Source organism: Pontibacter liquoris (assembly GCF_022758235.1).
Classification (GTDB): Bacteria; Bacteroidota; Bacteroidia; order Cytophagales; family Hymenobacteraceae; genus Pontibacter; species Pontibacter liquoris.
Window position 1 is genome coordinate 2,955,966 of record NZ_JALEBG010000001.1, and the last position, 15,929, is coordinate 2,971,894.

Annotated in this window: 14 protein-coding genes; 6 read left to right on the forward strand and 8 right to left on the reverse strand. The window is 54.2% G+C overall.

The annotated features are described in order from the left end of the window. Nucleotides 1-78: 78 nt before the first annotated feature. The 3 genes from LWL52_RS12265 to LWL52_RS12275 form a co-directional block, all read right to left on the reverse strand. Nucleotides 79-1,650: a SulP family inorganic anion transporter gene (locus LWL52_RS12265; protein ID WP_242920207.1), complete on the reverse strand. Its 1,572-nt coding sequence runs from the start codon at nucleotides 1,648-1,650 to the stop codon at nucleotides 79-81. A 127-nt stretch (nucleotides 1,651-1,777) separates the two neighbouring features. Next, complete coding sequence (locus LWL52_RS12270) at nucleotides 1,778-3,172, reverse strand: HAMP domain-containing sensor histidine kinase (protein ID WP_242920209.1); 1,395 nt, start codon at nucleotides 3,170-3,172, stop codon at nucleotides 1,778-1,780. Further along, a complete protein-coding gene (locus LWL52_RS12275) occupies nucleotides 3,169-3,852 on the reverse strand; it encodes a response regulator transcription factor (protein ID WP_242920211.1) in 684 nt (227 codons plus the stop codon). Before LWL52_RS12275 ends, LWL52_RS12270 begins: the two co-directional genes overlap by 4 nt. 162 nt (nucleotides 3,853-4,014) lie before the next feature. On the opposite strand from LWL52_RS12275, the gene LWL52_RS12280 reads away from it, so the two are divergent. After that, nucleotides 4,015-4,926 carry a cation diffusion facilitator family transporter gene (locus LWL52_RS12280; RefSeq protein ID WP_242920212.1) on the forward strand — a complete coding sequence of 304 codons (912 nt, stop codon included), beginning with the start codon at nucleotides 4,015-4,017 and terminating at the stop codon, nucleotides 4,924-4,926. On the opposite strand, the gene LWL52_RS12285 is transcribed toward LWL52_RS12280, so the two are convergent. The 3 genes from LWL52_RS12285 to LWL52_RS12295 all read right to left on the reverse strand — a co-directional run bounded on the left by LWL52_RS12285 (nucleotide 4,923) and on the right by LWL52_RS12295 (nucleotide 9,692). Next, nucleotides 4,923-5,282 (reverse strand): DUF1801 domain-containing protein, encoded by a 360-nt coding sequence (locus LWL52_RS12285; RefSeq protein ID WP_242920213.1) that lies wholly within the window; start codon nucleotides 5,280-5,282, stop codon nucleotides 4,923-4,925. The two genes, LWL52_RS12280 and LWL52_RS12285, sit on opposite strands and share 4 nt — an antisense overlap. Before the next feature lie 200 nt (nucleotides 5,283-5,482). Continuing rightward, nucleotides 5,483-6,121: a DsbA family protein gene (locus LWL52_RS12290; RefSeq protein ID WP_242920214.1), complete on the reverse strand. Its 639-nt coding sequence runs from the start codon at nucleotides 6,119-6,121 to the stop codon at nucleotides 5,483-5,485. Nucleotides 6,122-6,290: 169 nt separating this feature from the next. Next, nucleotides 6,291-9,692, reverse strand: a complete 3,402-nt coding sequence (locus tag LWL52_RS12295) for a ThuA domain-containing protein (RefSeq protein WP_242920215.1) — start codon at nucleotides 9,690-9,692, stop codon at nucleotides 6,291-6,293. A gap of 455 nt (nucleotides 9,693-10,147) precedes the next feature. Here LWL52_RS12295 and LWL52_RS12300 point away from each other — a divergent pair, with 455 nt between their 5' ends. Then, complete coding sequence (locus LWL52_RS12300; RefSeq protein ID WP_242920216.1) at nucleotides 10,148-10,942, forward strand: S1/P1 nuclease; 795 nt, start codon at nucleotides 10,148-10,150, stop codon at nucleotides 10,940-10,942. 124 nt (nucleotides 10,943-11,066) lie between these two features. Here LWL52_RS12300 and hpf read toward each other — a convergent pair whose 3' ends face one another. Then, on the reverse strand, nucleotides 11,067-11,372 hold the full coding sequence (gene hpf / locus LWL52_RS12305) for a ribosome hibernation-promoting factor, HPF/YfiA family (RefSeq protein ID WP_242920217.1): 306 nt from the start codon (nucleotides 11,370-11,372) through the stop codon (nucleotides 11,067-11,069). 260 nt (nucleotides 11,373-11,632) lie between these two features. Here hpf and LWL52_RS12310 point away from each other — a divergent pair, with 260 nt between their 5' ends. Next, nucleotides 11,633-12,352, forward strand: coding sequence for a hypothetical protein (locus tag LWL52_RS12310; protein ID WP_242920218.1), 720 nt, complete (start codon nucleotides 11,633-11,635; stop codon nucleotides 12,350-12,352). A 145-nt stretch (nucleotides 12,353-12,497) separates the two neighbouring features. Next, complete coding sequence (locus tag LWL52_RS12315) at nucleotides 12,498-12,929, forward strand: OsmC family protein (protein WP_242920220.1); 432 nt, start codon at nucleotides 12,498-12,500, stop codon at nucleotides 12,927-12,929. A gap of 236 nt (nucleotides 12,930-13,165) precedes the next feature. Here the strand turns inward: LWL52_RS12315 and LWL52_RS12320 are convergent, their stop codons facing one another. Further along, nucleotides 13,166-14,338, reverse strand: a complete 1,173-nt coding sequence (locus LWL52_RS12320; protein WP_242920222.1) for a trans-sulfuration enzyme family protein — start codon at nucleotides 14,336-14,338, stop codon at nucleotides 13,166-13,168. Nucleotides 14,339-14,754: 416 nt separating this feature from the next. Between LWL52_RS12320 and LWL52_RS12325 the strand changes: the two genes are divergently transcribed. Together LWL52_RS12325 and LWL52_RS12330 are read left to right on the forward strand one after the other, a co-directional pair. Then, complete coding sequence (locus tag LWL52_RS12325; RefSeq protein ID WP_242920224.1) at nucleotides 14,755-15,003, forward strand: hypothetical protein; 249 nt, start codon at nucleotides 14,755-14,757, stop codon at nucleotides 15,001-15,003. A 99-nt stretch (nucleotides 15,004-15,102) separates the two neighbouring features. Continuing rightward, a complete protein-coding gene (locus tag LWL52_RS12330; RefSeq protein WP_242920226.1) occupies nucleotides 15,103-15,708 on the forward strand; it encodes a TolB family protein in 606 nt (201 codons plus the stop codon). The last annotated feature ends 221 nt before the right edge of the window (nucleotides 15,709-15,929 follow it).

Below are 15,929 nucleotides of genomic sequence, written 5' to 3' on the forward strand. Positions count from 1 at the left end.
CAAGTATAAGCAGGCAGGATCAAAGTATAAATAGTTCGTTTGATTTTTCTCTTTTTGCTGTCAGGTTCCGGCTACGGGTTAATGCATTTCCATTACCTGCACTTCCGGCACATTCAGCAATTCTACATTTATGTTGCGCTCGTGGGCTGTCTTCCTGAATTCATGGATGGCCTCCAGCACGTCGTAATCGATAAACTCGGAGCTTTCGCCGTCAATCACCACGTGGCTGTTTGCGGGTAGGTGGTCGAGGGTAAGGATGATGCTGGCCTTGTTCAGAAACGAAACGTGCTCGCTAAGCCTGATTCGGATCTTCTCGCTGTCTACATGCTCTTCCTTGTGGTAAAAGTATGGCGATTTGTAATTGGCTTTCAGGATGTAGATTACCCCCACGGCCAGTCCCACACTGATACCAACCAGCAGGTCTGTGAATAATATGGCCACCACCGTTACTAGGAAAGGTATAAATTGCTCCCAACCCAGCTTAAACTGCCCTTTGTACAGGCTTGGTTTGGTGAGTTTAAAGCCCACGATGAGCAGCACGGCCGCCAGTGCCGAGAGCGGGATCTGATTCATGAAAGCGGCCAGAAACAACACCGACAGCAGCAGGAAAACCCCATGCACAAAAGCGGCTACCCGCGTTTGCCCGCCTGCGGCCACGTTGGTCGAGCTGCGCACGATCACCGCCGTCATAGGCAGGCCACCCAGCAGGCCGCTCACCATGTTGCCGATGCCCTGTGCCTTTAGTTCGCGGTTGGTATTGCTGCGGCGCTTGTGCGGGTCCAGCTTATCCACGGCTTCCACGCTCAGCAAGGTTTCCAGGCTGGCCACAATGGCAATGGTAAAGGCCACCACATACAGGGCAGGATTGGTGATCTGATCGAAGCTCATAAAGCGCAGCTCTTTGCTCAGGTCACCCAGGCCGTCGATTACCGGCAGTTTTACCAGGTGGCTGCTTGCCACGGCAAGCGCCGGCATAAAGTGAACGAACAGCGCATTGATCCCGATAGAGAGCAACACCACCACCAGCGCACCTGGTATCAGCTTAAAGAACTTAAAGCGCTTTAAGGCAGGCTGATCCCAGACCAGCAGCAGCCCCAGCGAGATAACGCCGATCAGCAACGCGCCTAGTTCAATGCTGGCAAAGGCATGGCCGATCTCAGAAAACGTGGTGCGGCCGTCCGGCTGGAAGAACTGCATCTCGCCAAAGAAATCTTCATCGGCACCCAGAAAATGTGGGATCTGTTTCAGGATCAGGATCAGGCCAATGGCAGCCAGCATGCCCCGGATAACGGACGATGGGAAGTATAACCCGATAATGCCGGCCTTAAAAAAGCCCAGCCCCAGTTGAATGACACCCGCCAGCACCACCGCCAGCAGGAAAGCATCAAAGGAGCCCAGCGTTTCGATGCCGTTCAGCACGATCACGGTAAGGCCGGCGGCCGGGCCACTCACGCTAAGCTGGGAGCCGCTGAGCCAGGCTACCACCAGGCCGCCCACAATGCCGGTCACAATGCCCGAGAAGAGCGGCGCCCCGGAGGCCAGCGAGATGCCGAGGCAAAGCGGCAGCGCGACAAAAAAGACCACCAGTCCGGCAGGTATGTCCTTCCCGAGATTGGCCAGATAACCCGGTAAATTTGTATTTTCTTTCATCTGTATTCCGACTAATGCTAGTGTTTGTAAGTATGGCAGGGAGTTGTTGCCTCCGCAGCCTTTCTGTTACAAACTTACCGGGGCCACATTAAGCCGGAATTAAAACCACATTAAAATCCGATTAAAATCAGCGGGCGGGCGGAATAAAGGTATAGGCCTGCGGCAGGGTGATGGTGACTTCGGTCCCTTCGCTTATTTTAGAATCCACGGAAATGGTGCCGCGGTGCAGTTTCAGGATGCGCTCGGCCAGGGGCAGCCCGATCCCGTGTCCGGTGATGTTGCGCACGTTCTCAGCCCTGAAAAAAGGCACGAACACATGCTTCAGGTCTTCGGGCATAATGCCGAGGCCTTTGTCCCGCACCCGCAAGGCTATCTCGTGGCGCGATACTTCCAGCTGGCAACTTATGCTGCGCCGGTCCTGCGGCGAGAATTTCAGGGCGTTTTCCAGCACATTCACTACCGCGATCAGCAGCAGTGCTTCGTTGCCCTTCACCACCAGGCGGTCTTCCTCCTCGGGCACATTGGCAAAGTCGATCTCGATGCGGGCATTGGGCTGGCGTTTTAACGCTTGCTCGCGGGCCATCCATACCAGCTCATCAAAACGGAGGTAATGCTGCTTTATCTTGGAGGCGTCTATACTTGCCTGCGCAATCTGTAGCAGGCCGTTGGAGAGCTCGGTCAACAAGCGGGCATCTTCGAGGATGGATTGCAGCACGCGCCGGTATTCCTGCGGCTCGCGCGGTTTCATCAGGGCCACTTCCAACTCGCCCATCATGGCGGTGAGTGGCGTGCGCAGCTCGTGCGAGGCATTAGACACAAAAGTGCTCTGCATCTCGAAAGCCAGCTCCAGGCGGTCGAGCATCTTGTTAAAAGTCTGGGCCAGGTGCGACACCTCGTCTTTACCCGCGGCATTGCTCAGACGCATGTGCAGGTCCGAGGCGCTGATCTTTTCCACCTCACTCACCACCTTGATGATGGGGCGCATGGCTTGTTTCGAAAAGACCCAGCCGGCCAGCAGCACCACCACCATCGACCCCAGGAAGCCCACCACCAGGATCACTTCCAGGTGCTGCAGTTTCTGCAAACTGTACTCGTCTACGGAAGAAGAAAGCACCACAAAATCACCCTCGTTATCCGGGTAATAGATACCGACCACCTGCCGCACGCCTTCCGAAAAGCGCACTTCTTTTTTCTGCACGATCTCGGCCAGTTGCCTGCGGTCCACCCCCAGGTTGCCTTCGCCTTCCGCCAGGTATAAACGGCCATCCGTGCGGTAAATGCGCACCGCCTCATGCGGCAGCACCTGGTAGTACAACACCTCGTTGTGGTGCCGCTTGGTGGCATCTACCTCGTCGGCTTCTAAAAAGTGATGCGCCATGATGTAGGCGCGGCGCTCGATGCGCTTATAAAAATCATCCTGCCGGTATAGGGAGGTGAAGTAGTAAATCACCAGCGAAAACAGCACCAGGATCAGGGCAAAAATGCTGGCAAACTGCAGGGTTAGCTTCGAGCGGATCGTCATGCTTCCTCCTGTACTTTGAGCACGTACCCCATGCCCACCAAAGTATGGATCAGCCGGGTCTGGTGCCCTTTGTCAATCTTTTTACGCAGGAAGTTGATGTACACGTCTATCACGTTGCTACCCGTATCAAAGGATGTTTCCCATACCTGTTCGGTAATATCCACCCGCGACACCACCCTGTTCTGGTTGCGCAGCAGGAAGTAAAGCAGGGCAAATTCGCGGGCGGTCAGGCTGATGGGGTTGCCGCCGCGGGTGACGGTTTTCTTCACCAGGTCCATTTCCAGATCGGCTATACTTAGTTTTTCGCCATTGCTGCTTTCCGAGCCGCGGCGGGTAAGCGCCCGGATGCGGGCCAGCAGTTCTTTAAACTCGAAAGGCTTGGTCAGGTAGTCGTCGGCGCCGGCATCCAGGCCGGTAATTTTATCATCGGTCGTGCCCAGGGCAGTCAGCATCAGGATGGCAATGCCGGGGTTGTGCCTGCGGATCTCGCGGCACACATCCAGCCCGCTCATATGGGGCAGGATGATGTCGAGCAGCACCAGGTCGTAGTCGTGCTGCAGCGCCAGCTTTACGCCAAACGTGCCATCGTAGGCCTGGTCCACCTCATAGGTCTGTTCCTCCAGCCCTTTTTTGATAAAAGAAGCTACTTTGGGCTCATCCTCAATCAGCAATATTCTCATGCGTGTCTCAATTTGGGCTGCAGGGCAAAGGCTGCTATTTTGCCTTTTTATACTTGCCGGTCGTGTAAATGTACGAAGCAGCGTTAAATTTACTAGCTTACGCTGTTGTTGCCGGCTCCTGGCGGGCATATCCTATGGCTTCAGTATACCGTTTCATCAAATATGGCACACGCACACCACGACCATTCAGACCACCATCACCATCATGCCGGCCAAAACATTAAAGTAGCTTTTTTCCTGAACCTGGGCTTTACGGTCCTGGAGTTGGTTGGCGGCCTGTGGATCAACAGCATGGCGATTTTGTCGGATGCGCTGCACGACCTGGGCGATTCATTGTCGCTGGGGCTAGCCTGGTATTTTGAAAAGTTGGCAAGGCGCGGTCGCGACCAGCATTATACGTTTGGCTACAAGCGCTTTTCGCTGTTGGGAGCTGTGATCAATTCGGTAGTGCTGCTGGTAGGCTCCATTGTGGTGCTGTATAATGCTATTCCGCGCATCTTTCATCCCGAGCCGGTTAATGCCACCGGGATGATGGGCTTTGCGGTGCTGGGTATTGTAGTAAACGGGGCGGCGGTTCTGCGCCTGAAAGGTGGCAGTTCGCTCAATGAGCGCGTGGTGCGGCTGCATTTGCTGGAGGATGTGTTAGGCTGGGTGGCCGTACTGGTGGGCGGTATTATCCTCTACTTTTTTGATTTCCCGGTGATTGACCCTTTGCTCTCGCTGGGCATCACGGGGTATGTGCTCTACAATGTGATCCGGAATCTGCGCCAGAGTATGAAGATATTACTGCAAGGCACTCCCCTACAACTGGACATGGCGCAGGTGCAGGAACAGCTGGAGAAGTTGCCCGGCATCCGCTCGGTGCACGACTTGCATGCCTGGACGCTGGATGGCAGCTACCACATCCTTACCTTGCATGCCGTGGTTGCTGCAGACCTGCCACTGCAGGAAGGAGAAGCGATAAAGCAACAGGTGCGGGCAGCCATGGCTGAGATGGCCATCAGCCATGTAACCATAGAACTGGAAGTACCAGGCCAGGAAGGCAGCCACCAGAGCTGCGGCCCGCTTATTTAGTTTTGATTGAGCAACACTGCCTCGCGCACCAGGTCAGCAAAGTAGCCTTCGTTGATGTCTTCGAGGGTGCGGATCTTAATATGCGGGGTTTGGCCGTTGCGGCTCACCAGGCGGCGGGCCGAATCAGAGAGCTCCTTTCCGCGGAAAAAGCCGAAGTGGATACCACTGCGCGAAGAGGCAAAATAACACACCGGTCCATAGAAAAAATAACAGGCGCTATCCCACCGCACGCATTCTTCCAGGTGGGCGACAGCGCCGTGGATAATACGCCGGACTTCCTGTGCCAATAATCTTTTTTCAGGAGTAAGTTTTTCGAGATAATCGTCGACCTGGTTTGCTGTTGCCTTGCTTCTCATAAAGGTAAAAGCTCTTGTAAAGCGAAAGAACTTTAATGCTCAAATATAAGGAATTTTTAATATTATAACAAAAGGCAACAGCTTCTTTTTCAACTAAATTAACCCCTATTTATACTATTCTCAGCAGGTTAGCACCACGATTCTACGGTGTTGGGAAGAGCAGAAAAGAGGAAGGTGCCGGCAAAACAGTCCCTTGCACCCTATCGCCGTTCCAGCCGCAGGAGCAAGCGCTGTTCCAGCTCATCCAGGGCACAGAAACCCTGCGTTAACAGCTCCGCCCCATGCGCGGTAGCCAGGAAGACACTCGGAAAGCGGTTGCCCCCGATCTGCGCCACATAGTCAAACTCTTCCTCCAACTGCCCCATGATTTCCTCCGACTCGAAGAGGGTGAGAAACAGGTTTTCGGAAATGCCGAACAGGCCCACCAGGCGCACCAGCACAGCTGTGTCTGTCAGATCCAGGCCATCGGCGTAAAATGCAGAGTGCATGGCCCGCAAAACCTCCAAGGTAAGCACCGGGCGCAACAGGCGCACGCAAAGCAGGGCGCGGCAGGCAGGTTCCGTGTTATAAACAAAGTTGGGCTGCAAAAAAAAGCGATAATCGAAGGGTAGTTGCGTGCGCTCCTGCACCCGGTGCCAGCTCAGGGCCAGCTGTTGCTTTTGCTCCGGCAGCAGTGGCTCGGAAGCATGCGCCTGCAGGTTGCCCGGCAGCACCCGCACATTCAGGCGGCCATGCCAGAGGGCCCGCAGCCGGCGCACGACAGGCGTAAATCCGTAACACCAGGCACACATGGGGTTGGTCACATATAGCAGGGTCGGGTTGTCGGGTTGTGGCATCATAAGCAATTGGTTTACCCCTAGTGTACCGCCGGAAAGAGAGAATGGTTGAATTAAACTGCCCCGAAAGTATGGCAGGGCTACCCGAACCTATAAAACAAAACGGCCCTGCTCCGGAAAGAAGCAGGGCCGTTTTTAAAATAAAAAAAGATTTCGTTTTTAGTCAGCCAGATCAGGAGTTAGCGCCGGCTATGAACTGCACCGTTTGCAGGAGCGGTTTGTTGCCTTCAGCGGCCCCCATCGGGCGCACCACAATGTACACATCTTCCGGTTTGCCGCCGGTAGCCTGCAACGGAATAGTGGTGGTTACTTTACTGTCCTTGCTGAACGCTATTTCGCTTTCACCGATCTTTTTACCGTTCGGCTTGCCCAGGTGTACCTCTATTTTGTAGCGGCTCGTGCTGCCATCGCTCAGCGCATTGAGCTGGAGGCTGCTGATGCCGGCCAGGTCGATCTGCTGCACCTGCAGCCATCCTTCTTCTGCCGGGAAAATAGCGTAATGGCCGCCATCTCTTTCTTTGCCGGCAAAGCCTTTGGCTTCGCTGAAGTCGCCGGGCTGCAGCGTACTTCTGCGCAGGTAGATCACTTTTGAATCGGTGAGCGGACGTACGCCAGCCCCACCCTGATCGGTGTAGGTAGCGGCCAGCTTGATCACGGAGTTCTGCTGTTGCTTCGGATCCACTTTCGGCACCACCGCGCCTGTGGCTGGCAGCGATTGTTTTGCTTTTCCGGCATCGTTCAGCGACATAACCCACTGCACGATCTGGCGGGCATCTGCCTGGCTCAGGTTAGGATGCGCCGGCATATTGGCTTCTCCCCATACCCCGCTTCCGCCTTTGATGATCTTGTTGGTCAGGTGGTCCATGGCCTTGGGGTTGTTCTGGTAACGCTTGGCTACCTGGGTATACGCCGGGCCAATGGATTTCTCCGTTATGGCATGGCATGCTTTGCAATCCAGGCTCAGCATCAGGTTCTTGCCCAGGATCTCAGCCGAAACCACCTGATGGCCCATCGAAGCGCCGGCCAGGTCTCTGCCCGTAATATAATCCGTGGATACATACAGGTTTTTCATGTCCACGTTGCCGTCGGCATCTGTTACGCTTACCGCGTATTTTACAGGGCTGTTGCCAAAGTAGAAACTAGGGCTGCCCTGCAGGGCTATGGCCACCTTGGGCTGCTCGTTGCCGGCATACACGGTGGTTACGCTGCTTTCGGCTTCCGCTTTCTCTTCATCCAGCACCTTTACGCTGATGGCGTGGTCGCCGGCTTCTTTAAAAGTATAAGCCAGCGTGGGGGTAGTGGTTTCTTTCGTGGTTTTATCTACCTGCCAGATATAGCGCAGCTTGTCCTTTTCAGGGTCGCTCACGTTTACGTTGGCTGTTACCGTTAAAGGCAATTTGCCGCTGGTCTTGTCCACGGTCAGCTCCGTAATTTTCGGCGGACGGTTTCCGGCCAGGTAATCGATGCGGGAAAGGCCGGAATCATCGTTCTTGGAGAACCAGCCGGAGCCATATTCGAGCACGTAAATTTTGCCATTCGGACCCACTTCCATATCGATCGGACTATGAAGTTTTGTGCCCGGCATAAACGGCTCGATCTTATCCAGGTCGCCGTTTGGTGTCATGGTTACCACTTTTATCCAGTTACGGATCCAGTCGTAGATAAACAGCTTGCCGTTGTAGTAGTCGGCATAGCGCGTCTCTTTCGGAAACATATCGGTATAGTATACCGGGCCCGCCATGGCGTTGCGGCCGCCGGAGCCTAGTTCCGGAAAGTCAGGAGAATCATTGTAAGGATACCAGATAAAAGCCGGCTGCGCGGGCGGAAGCTGCTTAATACCGGTATTGTTGGCCGAGTTGTTTACGGGCCTGGCCGGGTTAATAGCCGCCCCGGACTTACCGGTGCCGTAGTTATACTCGTGGTAAGGATAGTTATTGCCAATTACCAGCGGCCAGCCGAAATAGCCGGCTTTGCGGGCCTGGTTCACCTCATCATAGCCTTTGGGTCCGCGCGTTTCCAGGCTATCTGCAGCGGCATCCGGTCCTACTTCGCCCCAATACAGGAAGCCATTCTTCTGATCTACCGAAATGCGGTACGGGTTGCGGTGGCCCATGGTATAGATCTCGGGACGCGTGTTAGCCGTGCCCTTCGGGAACAGGTTGCCGTCCGGGATATCGTAGGTGCCATCTTCATTTATTTTCAGGCGAAGGATCTTGCCACGCAGGTCGTTGGAGTTAGAGGAGGAACGACGGGCGTCGAACTGCTCGTGGCCCGGGCGATCGTCCAGCGGCGCGTAGCCATGGCTGACATAAGCCTGGTTCTTCTCATCAAAAGGTGTCGAGTTATCGCCGGTAGACAAGTAAAGCATGTTGCCAGGCCCGAAGGTAATGGAGCCGCCGGTATGGCAGCAGATCTGGCGCTGCGAATAGAACTGCAGCATCACCTTTTCGGATGCGTTGTCGAGCTTCCCGTTTTTGAAAACAAACCGCGAAAGGCGGTTCACCGACGTATCGGCCGGGCTGTAGAACATGTAAATGTAGTTGTTCTTTTTAAAGTTCGGGTCGGCGGCCAGGCCTAAAATACCTTCCTCGGCATTCACGCCATCGATGCCTGTTTTATAGTATACATCCAGCGCGCCTACCTGCCTTACGTCTTTCGTCTTATGATCGTAGAGCATCAGCTCGCCGCGGCGCTGCGCCACCAGGATATCCTCATCCGGCAGGATCGTCATTTCGGTGGGCTCAAAAAACTTGCCTACCGATAGCTCCGTCCGTACAAAACGGTTTTCTTCCGGCACCCGCTGCGTTTTCACCTGGCCATAATCGCCTTCCAGGTTATGGCCGATGGCATACTGGATGCCTCCTAAAATATGCTTCAGGTACAAAGGGTCCTGGTAAGACTCATCGGTGTGGCCCAGTGCAGTATAAAATGCGCGGCCGCCGTCGAAGTCGTGGTACCAGGCCATGGGGTGGTTGGCGCCATTGGTGCCGCCCTGGTAGGTACTTTCATCAATCGTGAGCAGCACCTTGTTGTCGGGGTTCAGCTGCTTGAAGTTATACCATTCGTCGGTGCGCTTCCAGGTATCGGGCAGGTGCTCCGTGGCCGGGTTCTTTTTGTCCACCACTTTGATCACAGCCTCCTGGATCTGCGGATGGCCGTTAAAGTAGCCACCTACCAGCCGACCATACCAGCCCCAGTTATACTCAGTATCGGTAGCCGAGTGGATGCCCACAAAGCCGCCGCCCGCCTGAATGTAGCGCTCAAAATCGGCTTCCTGGTAGTTGTTGAGCACCTCGCCGGTGGTGTTCAGAAACACTACGGCGCTGTACTGCTTTAAGGTATCTTCGTTAAAAAAAGCAGGGTTGGTGGTGGTGTCCACCAAAAAGCCATTTTCGGCTCCCAGCTTCAGAAGGGCTGCATTTCCGGCCGGGATGGAGGTATGATGCCAGCCGCTGGTCTTACTGAAAACCAGGATCTTAGGCTTCTCGGAGCGTTTGCTGCTACACGAGCTAAGCAATACAATGCTCATCACCAGCACGGAGAGAAGCTTGTTTACTGCATTCTTATTTATCATGTTGATAAGGGTTTTTTAGGCAATGGTCTATGAAAGCGGGTACTAAGATAAGGCTGTTATAGCAGGTAAAACAAGATCAGCCGGAGACACTTACCGGCAAAAAGTCCGCAACAACGCGGGGACCAGGCATACATCCGGGGCGGAGGGCACCGGCCATACCTGTGAGCGCTATCGGCAGGCGTTCGCTTACATGTTCAAACATCCTCTAAGTTTAAGAAAAATACTTTAATCAGGCAAGTAACCCTGCAGCAAGTGCTCACTTTTACGTGTATATCGCTGAAAAAAACAGCATTCCGGGTATTGGGCAAGGAGCTGAAGCCAGAGCAGCCTGACAGCTGCACGCTTCCAAGTATGATTTATACTTAACGCATTTACCTGCTAATTATTTAAACTTCCGGCTATACTTCCCTACTTTTGCATCCATACGTAACCAATCAACTTTAGCACGCACTTTCATGGCATTGAGCACCTTTAAAAAATTACTGCTGGCAGGCCTTTTCTGCTACCTTCCGTTCCAGTCCATGGCCTGGGGATTGCTGGGGCACCGCATTGTAGGCGAAATTGCAGAGCGCAACCTAAGCCGCAAGGCTGAAAAGCAGGTACGCAAAATTCTGGGCACCGAATCGCTGGCCATCGCTAGTAACTGGGCGGATTTTGTGAAGTCTGACCCGGCCTACGATTACCTCGGACCGTGGCATTATGTTAATTTTGAACAGGGGCTTACCTACGACCAGATGGGCCGCTACCTTGCCCAGGATACAGTGACAGATGCCTATACCAAGCTGACCTTTCTGGTAAAGGAGCTGAAGAACAAGCAGCTGCCCAAAGAAAAACAGCAAATGTACCTGCGCCTGCTTGTGCACCTGGCCGGCGACATACACCAGCCCATGCATACGGGGCACGCCGAAGATCTAGGCGGCAACAAGATCAAGCTTTTCTGGTTTAACCAGCCCACCAACCTGCACCGCCTCTGGGACGAGCAGCTTGTCGAGAGCCAGGAACTCAGCTACACCGAATACAGCACGGCCCTGAACCACACCACCAAAGCCCAGCGCAAAGCCTGGCAGCAGCAGCCGGTCAGCCAGTGGCTCTTCGACTCCTACCAGATCAGCAACAAACTTTACGCCGAGCTGCAGCCCGAACAAAAGCTGAGCTACAAGTATAACTACGACCACCTGGCCACCCTGAACGAGCAATTGCTGAAAGGCGGCGTGCACCTGGCCGGTTTGCTCAACGAGATCTTCGGGTAAGTATAACAAGCCTGTCAGTATAAACGCCTTCCTGCACGTGTAGCAGGAAGGCGTTTTGTTTTTTTGCAATGGTAGAAGAAAAAGGGCGCTACCGAAGCAGCGCCTTTTTTGTACGTGTCTATCCTTATCTTTTTTCGAGCTGGCGTCTGAGTTTTTCTTCCACATTCTTCAGCAGCTCGTACCAGTTATCGCCTTCGTCCTGTGCAAACAAATCATTGCCGGGCACGCCTACGCGCATCCGCACACTTTTCTGATTAGTGGACTGGCTGGCTTCTTCTTTGAAGTATACATCCACTGAATCAATGTTCTTGGTAAAGCGCTTTATCTTGCTGATGGTGTCGCGTACACTTTGCTGGATGCCATCCGAAATAGAAATATCCACGGCCTGCACATCTAATTTTATGCCTTCAAAGTTCTCTGTGTAATTCATAGCTCCTGTATTTAAATCGTATAAGGGTAAAGTTTCATCTTACCGGCCAAAGCAGCGCTGCCGCTTCCTGCTGGTATGGTCATTTTAACGAAAAGCTACCACTTTGGTTAGTCTGGCTTTTGCTGCAGTAGCAGGCCGATATTTCACTATTTCAGGATACCTTGCCGGCGCAGGCCCCAAATTTCCTTCCTGCTGCCCTTACCTAATTTAATGTTCTCTTCGTTTAATACAGCAAGTATAACCTCTAAAGTTGAAGGCTTATGAACACCCTCCCTGTCAACTGGCTTACCGAAGGACTCATTGATTTTGAGTATAAAAAGTACCTGCTGCTGGCTTACCTGCAGGCGGCAAAATCCGAGTTCGGCAAGCAGCGCCTTTACCCCGTTTTCTCTGATCTGATCATGCATTACCGCAACCTGCTGCAGGTAAAGGCGCACAAGCAGCTGGTTTACGAGTCGTTTCCGCAGCGCATCAGCCGGGCCGATTTCGAGAAGCTCGAGCTGGTGTATGAAAAGATCGTGCAGGACGATGAAACCATGCAGCAGCTGGCCGAGATCATTGAGTTTGCCGCGCCGCTTTTTACAAGCACCCTCGAAGAAGGCAAAGAGCTCTACGAGTTTGTGGAGCGCCACCTCGAGCTGAGCCCTGTGGGCATTACGCCCATGTACCGCAACGAAGGCTACCTGTTTCTGGAGGCATTTCCGGGTACCGAAACGCAGGTGTATGTCTACCGCATTACCATGTTCGAAAACACCTATGAAAGATACCGGGGCATCCATACTGAGCTGCTGCAGATCGTGCGCCGTGGCCTGACGCAAACCCACGAAAACCTGAAAGTGCAGCTATTGCGCGAGCGACAGGAGCTGCCCAACCCGGCTACCTTTGTGGCGGTATCTAAAATTCCAGTGCCATTGGAGCAGTCGCTGCTGCCTATTGCCAAGCGCTCGCTGGTGAAGTATGTAACCGGGATGGCGGCGTAGCGCCGGCCCTGGCGGCAAGGGCAAGTATAACAAAGCGGCATAAGAGCTTGTTGTCCGGAAAGCCGGCAGCAGGCGCAACTGCCAAAAATATTATTCCGGTTCGGCCCGGTTCCGTACCTTTGTAACGTATCTATTGATTTATACCATGCAGGTAAACTTAACACGCGTAGACCAGGATTTCCATTTCGAGGCCACCGGAGCAGCTGGCGTAACAATAAACATCGATGGCTCCCCGCAGATCGGCGGCCATGAGGCCGGCGCCCGCCCGATGGAGCTTTTGCTCATGGGCCTGGGCGGCTGCAGCGCCATCGACATCATCCAGATCCTGAAAAAGCAGCGCCAGCAGATCGATTCATTCAACATAAAAGTGGATGCAGCGCGGATGGAGGGTCAGGTGCCTTCCCTGTTCGAGTCCATCCACATCCATTTTATACTAGGAGGGCCGCTGGACGAGGAAAAAGTGCGCAAAGCCATCGACCTCTCGCTCGACAAATATTGCTCCGTAGCCGCCATCCTTTACAAAACGGCCACTATTACGCATTCATTCGAAGTAAATCCGTCCAAGTTGCAGGCCTAAGCCGCGCCGGTTAGCAGAAGTATCCTTGCAAAGCATAAAAGGCGTTCTGACGAACGCCTTTTATACTTGCCGCTATACCTGCCGAAGTAACCACAGCAGCTCCAAAGACCTCGCGGTGTCTCGGAGACCCGCGAGCGTCTGGGCAAGAAGCAACAGCCGACCCACCAGACATTCGCAGGAACCCCCGAAAGACATCGGCGCAGGTGCGCACACTGCGAAGTCTTCGGAGCGGGCTTTTATACCTGTACTTTCCCCAGTGCCTGGGTTATATCCTGGATGATATCATTTATACTTTCCAGGCCAACGGAAATGCGCACCAGCCCAGGCGTGATACCGGTTGCCTGCCGTTCGGCTTCGGTGAGTTTGGAGTGCGTGGTAGAGGCTGGGTGCGTAGCGATGGTGCGGGTGTCGCCCAGGTTGGAGGTGATGCTGACCAGTTGCAGGTGATCGATAAACTGGCGGGCAGCCTCGTAGCCGCCTTTTACCGTGATGGTGATGATGCCGCCGCCCAGCCGCATCTGCTTTTTTGCCAGCGCATACTGCGGAAACGAAGGCAGGAATGGGTAGCGCACTGCTTCCAGCGTAGCGTTTCCTTCCAGGGCCTGCGCCAGCTGCAGGGCGTTCTCACAGTGCTTCTCCACGCGCAAGGTCAGCGTTTCAAGGCTCTTGGATAAGATCCAGGCGTTAAAAGCCGACAGCGCCGGACCGGTATGGCGCGCAAAATAGCGGATCGGGGCAATGAGCTCTTTGCTGCCCACAGCCATGCCGCCCAGCACACGTCCCTGTCCGTCGAAATACTTCGTAGCCGAGTGCACCACCAGGTCGGCGCCGTAGTCGATGGGGGTTTGCAGCACCGGTGTGGCAAAGCAATTATCCACCACCAGGATCAAATTATACTTCTGTTTGAGGGCGCAGAGCCATTCCAGGTCAATGAGTTCGAGACCGGGGTTGGAAGGAGTTTCGATTAGGATGAGCTTGGTAGCCGGCGTGATCAGGCTCTCCCACTCTTCCGGTTTGTTGGCGTCGGCATACGAATGCGTAATGCCCCACTTGGGCAGAATGTTTGTAAGCAGCTGGTGCGTGGAGCCGAACACGGCCCGGCAGGCCAGCACGTGGTCGCCGGACTGGAGCAGAGCTGCCAGGCTGGCAAACACCGCGCCCATTCCCGATGCAAAGGCAAAACCATCCTCGGCATGTTCCAGGTAGCAGACCTTCTCGAGCAACTCGTCTACGTTGGGGTTGGAGTAGCGCGAATAGATGCTACCCTCCTCTTCATCGGCAAAAACAGCACGTGCCTGTTCGGCATCGTCAAACATAAAGCTGGATGTTAAATATAGTGGCACCGAATGCTCGCGGTTCTGGGAGCGTTTGGCCTGAAGCCGGATGGCTTTTGTTTCCTGATCAGACATGGGTTAACAGTTTATTTGTGATAATTAAATGGTGCAAAGCCCCTGTTGCGCAGCGCCTGTCAGGCAGGTAATGCTGTTGTCGTTTCTCCATACTTGTGGCTTTTCAACCGATCGGCAGCTCAGGAGAAGCATTCCGGAAGCTATGCACCGCTAAAGGTAATAGTGCGGGGCCACTGATACAAAGCAAAGTGCCCGGTTTAGTGAAAGACACCTATAAGCAGTTAACCTACCTTTAACTTAAAAGCAGGTACTGCGCTAGCCGAGCAACCAGGAGGCAACGTCGGTATGGTATGAATCAGGGAAAGGTTCTGTCGGTGAAAAATCTGCTTCAGTAGCGGGAACACGGCAGCTTATCTAAAACTTGCCGGATTGTGGCTTGCATCCGCTTATTTTGCCGCAAAGCACTTTCTCTACCTATGAAAAAAATTGTTCAGTTCCTTTTGCTGGCTGTTTTTCCGCTGGCAGCCGCTGCCCAGAACGGGCCGGCACTTAGCGCCCCGGCTGCGCAGCCCACTATCTTTGCACCTGGCATCGTTTCGGCCGGCGGCCACGAGTTTAACGCCACCTTCACCCCGGATGGCAACACCTTATACTTCTCCCGGGCCACCATCAACTGGGCGCACATTACGCTGATGGAAAGCAAAAAAGGCAAAGACGGCACCTGAAGCCAGCCGCAGGTTGCCGGTTTTTCAGGCATCTACCGCGACACCGACCCTGCAATTGCACCGGGCGGAAACCTCTTATACTTTATTTCCGACAGGCCTGTGGCGGGCAAAGCGGCCGGCACGTACAGCATCTGGTTCTGCGAGCGTAGCCAAAACAACAAGGGCTGGGAAGCACCGCAATTGCTGGAAGGACCACAAAACCAGATGGAAGCTGTTTTTTACCCGTCCGCCTCCTCCGATGGCTATCTTTACTTCAGCGCCACCGAAGGCCGCGACTCCGAACTGTACCGCTGCAAAGTAACCGGCAACACGGCCACTTCACCTGAAAAGCTCCCGTTTAACAACAGCCAGTTCCGCGATCTGGACCCGATGGTTGCGCCGGATGGCAGTTTCCTGGTTTTCAGCATCCAGAACCGGGGCGCAACACCTGGGGCAGCACTCTACATAAGTTTTCGGCAGGGGGATGGCTGGAGTGAGCCTCAGGCCCTGGGACCAAACGTAAACGGCGCAGGTGGCGCAGGACAGGCAGGCCTCTCGCCCGATGGTACAGTTTTATACTTTACAAGCCGTGCCCCTGTGCCGCCGGCGCCACGCACGAAACGGGCAAATGCCCGACAGTTGGAACGCGAGCTGCTGAGTTATGAAAATGGCCTGGGCAACATCTACAGCGTCCGTATCAATGACCTCTTACCGTCTCAACTATAATTCTTCCCAGGCGCAGACACGCTGGTGCAGGTAGCCAAAGGCTTGCAGGCATACCGGCTCTTTTGCAGCTAAAGCGCTTCGCCGGCGGGCAAAGTATAGCCACCGACGAAGCGTTTTAATTTGGCGCTGCAAGGTGTGGCATGGCTTTATAACCAAACTTTCCTTATCCACACCGACAAAACAGCCTTTGAGCACGACCAACGGCTTATCGGGTTCCCGTG

Excerpts from the sequence above, each read along its gene's own strand:
- LWL52_RS12275 (WP_242920211.1), bottom strand. The coding sequence starts at position 3,852 with ATGAGAATATTGCTGATTGAGGATGAGCCCAAAGTAGCTTCTTTTATC.
- LWL52_RS12290 (WP_242920214.1), bottom strand. The coding sequence starts at position 6,121 with ATGATGCCACAACCCGACAACCCGACCCTGCTATATGTGACCAACCCC.
- LWL52_RS12295 (WP_242920215.1), bottom strand. The coding sequence starts at position 9,692 with ATGATAAATAAGAATGCAGTAAACAAGCTTCTCTCCGTGCTGGTGATG.
- LWL52_RS12300 (WP_242920216.1), top strand. The coding sequence starts at position 10,148 with ATGGCATTGAGCACCTTTAAAAAATTACTGCTGGCAGGCCTTTTCTGC.
- LWL52_RS12315 (WP_242920220.1), top strand. The coding sequence starts at position 12,498 with ATGCAGGTAAACTTAACACGCGTAGACCAGGATTTCCATTTCGAGGCC.
- LWL52_RS12270 (WP_242920209.1), bottom strand. The coding sequence starts at position 3,172 with ATGACGATCCGCTCGAAGCTAACCCTGCAGTTTGCCAGCATTTTTGCC.
- hpf (WP_242920217.1), bottom strand. The coding sequence starts at position 11,372 with ATGAATTACACAGAGAACTTTGAAGGCATAAAATTAGATGTGCAGGCC.
- LWL52_RS12280 (WP_242920212.1), top strand. The coding sequence starts at position 4,015 with ATGGCACACGCACACCACGACCATTCAGACCACCATCACCATCATGCC.
- LWL52_RS12265 (WP_242920207.1), bottom strand. The coding sequence starts at position 1,650 with ATGAAAGAAAATACAAATTTACCGGGTTATCTGGCCAATCTCGGGAAG.
- LWL52_RS12320 (WP_242920222.1), bottom strand. The coding sequence starts at position 14,338 with ATGTCTGATCAGGAAACAAAAGCCATCCGGCTTCAGGCCAAACGCTCC.
- LWL52_RS12325 (WP_242920224.1), top strand. The coding sequence starts at position 14,755 with ATGAAAAAAATTGTTCAGTTCCTTTTGCTGGCTGTTTTTCCGCTGGCA.
- LWL52_RS12285 (WP_242920213.1), bottom strand. The coding sequence starts at position 5,282 with ATGAGAAGCAAGGCAACAGCAAACCAGGTCGACGATTATCTCGAAAAA.
- LWL52_RS12310 (WP_242920218.1), top strand. The coding sequence starts at position 11,633 with ATGAACACCCTCCCTGTCAACTGGCTTACCGAAGGACTCATTGATTTT.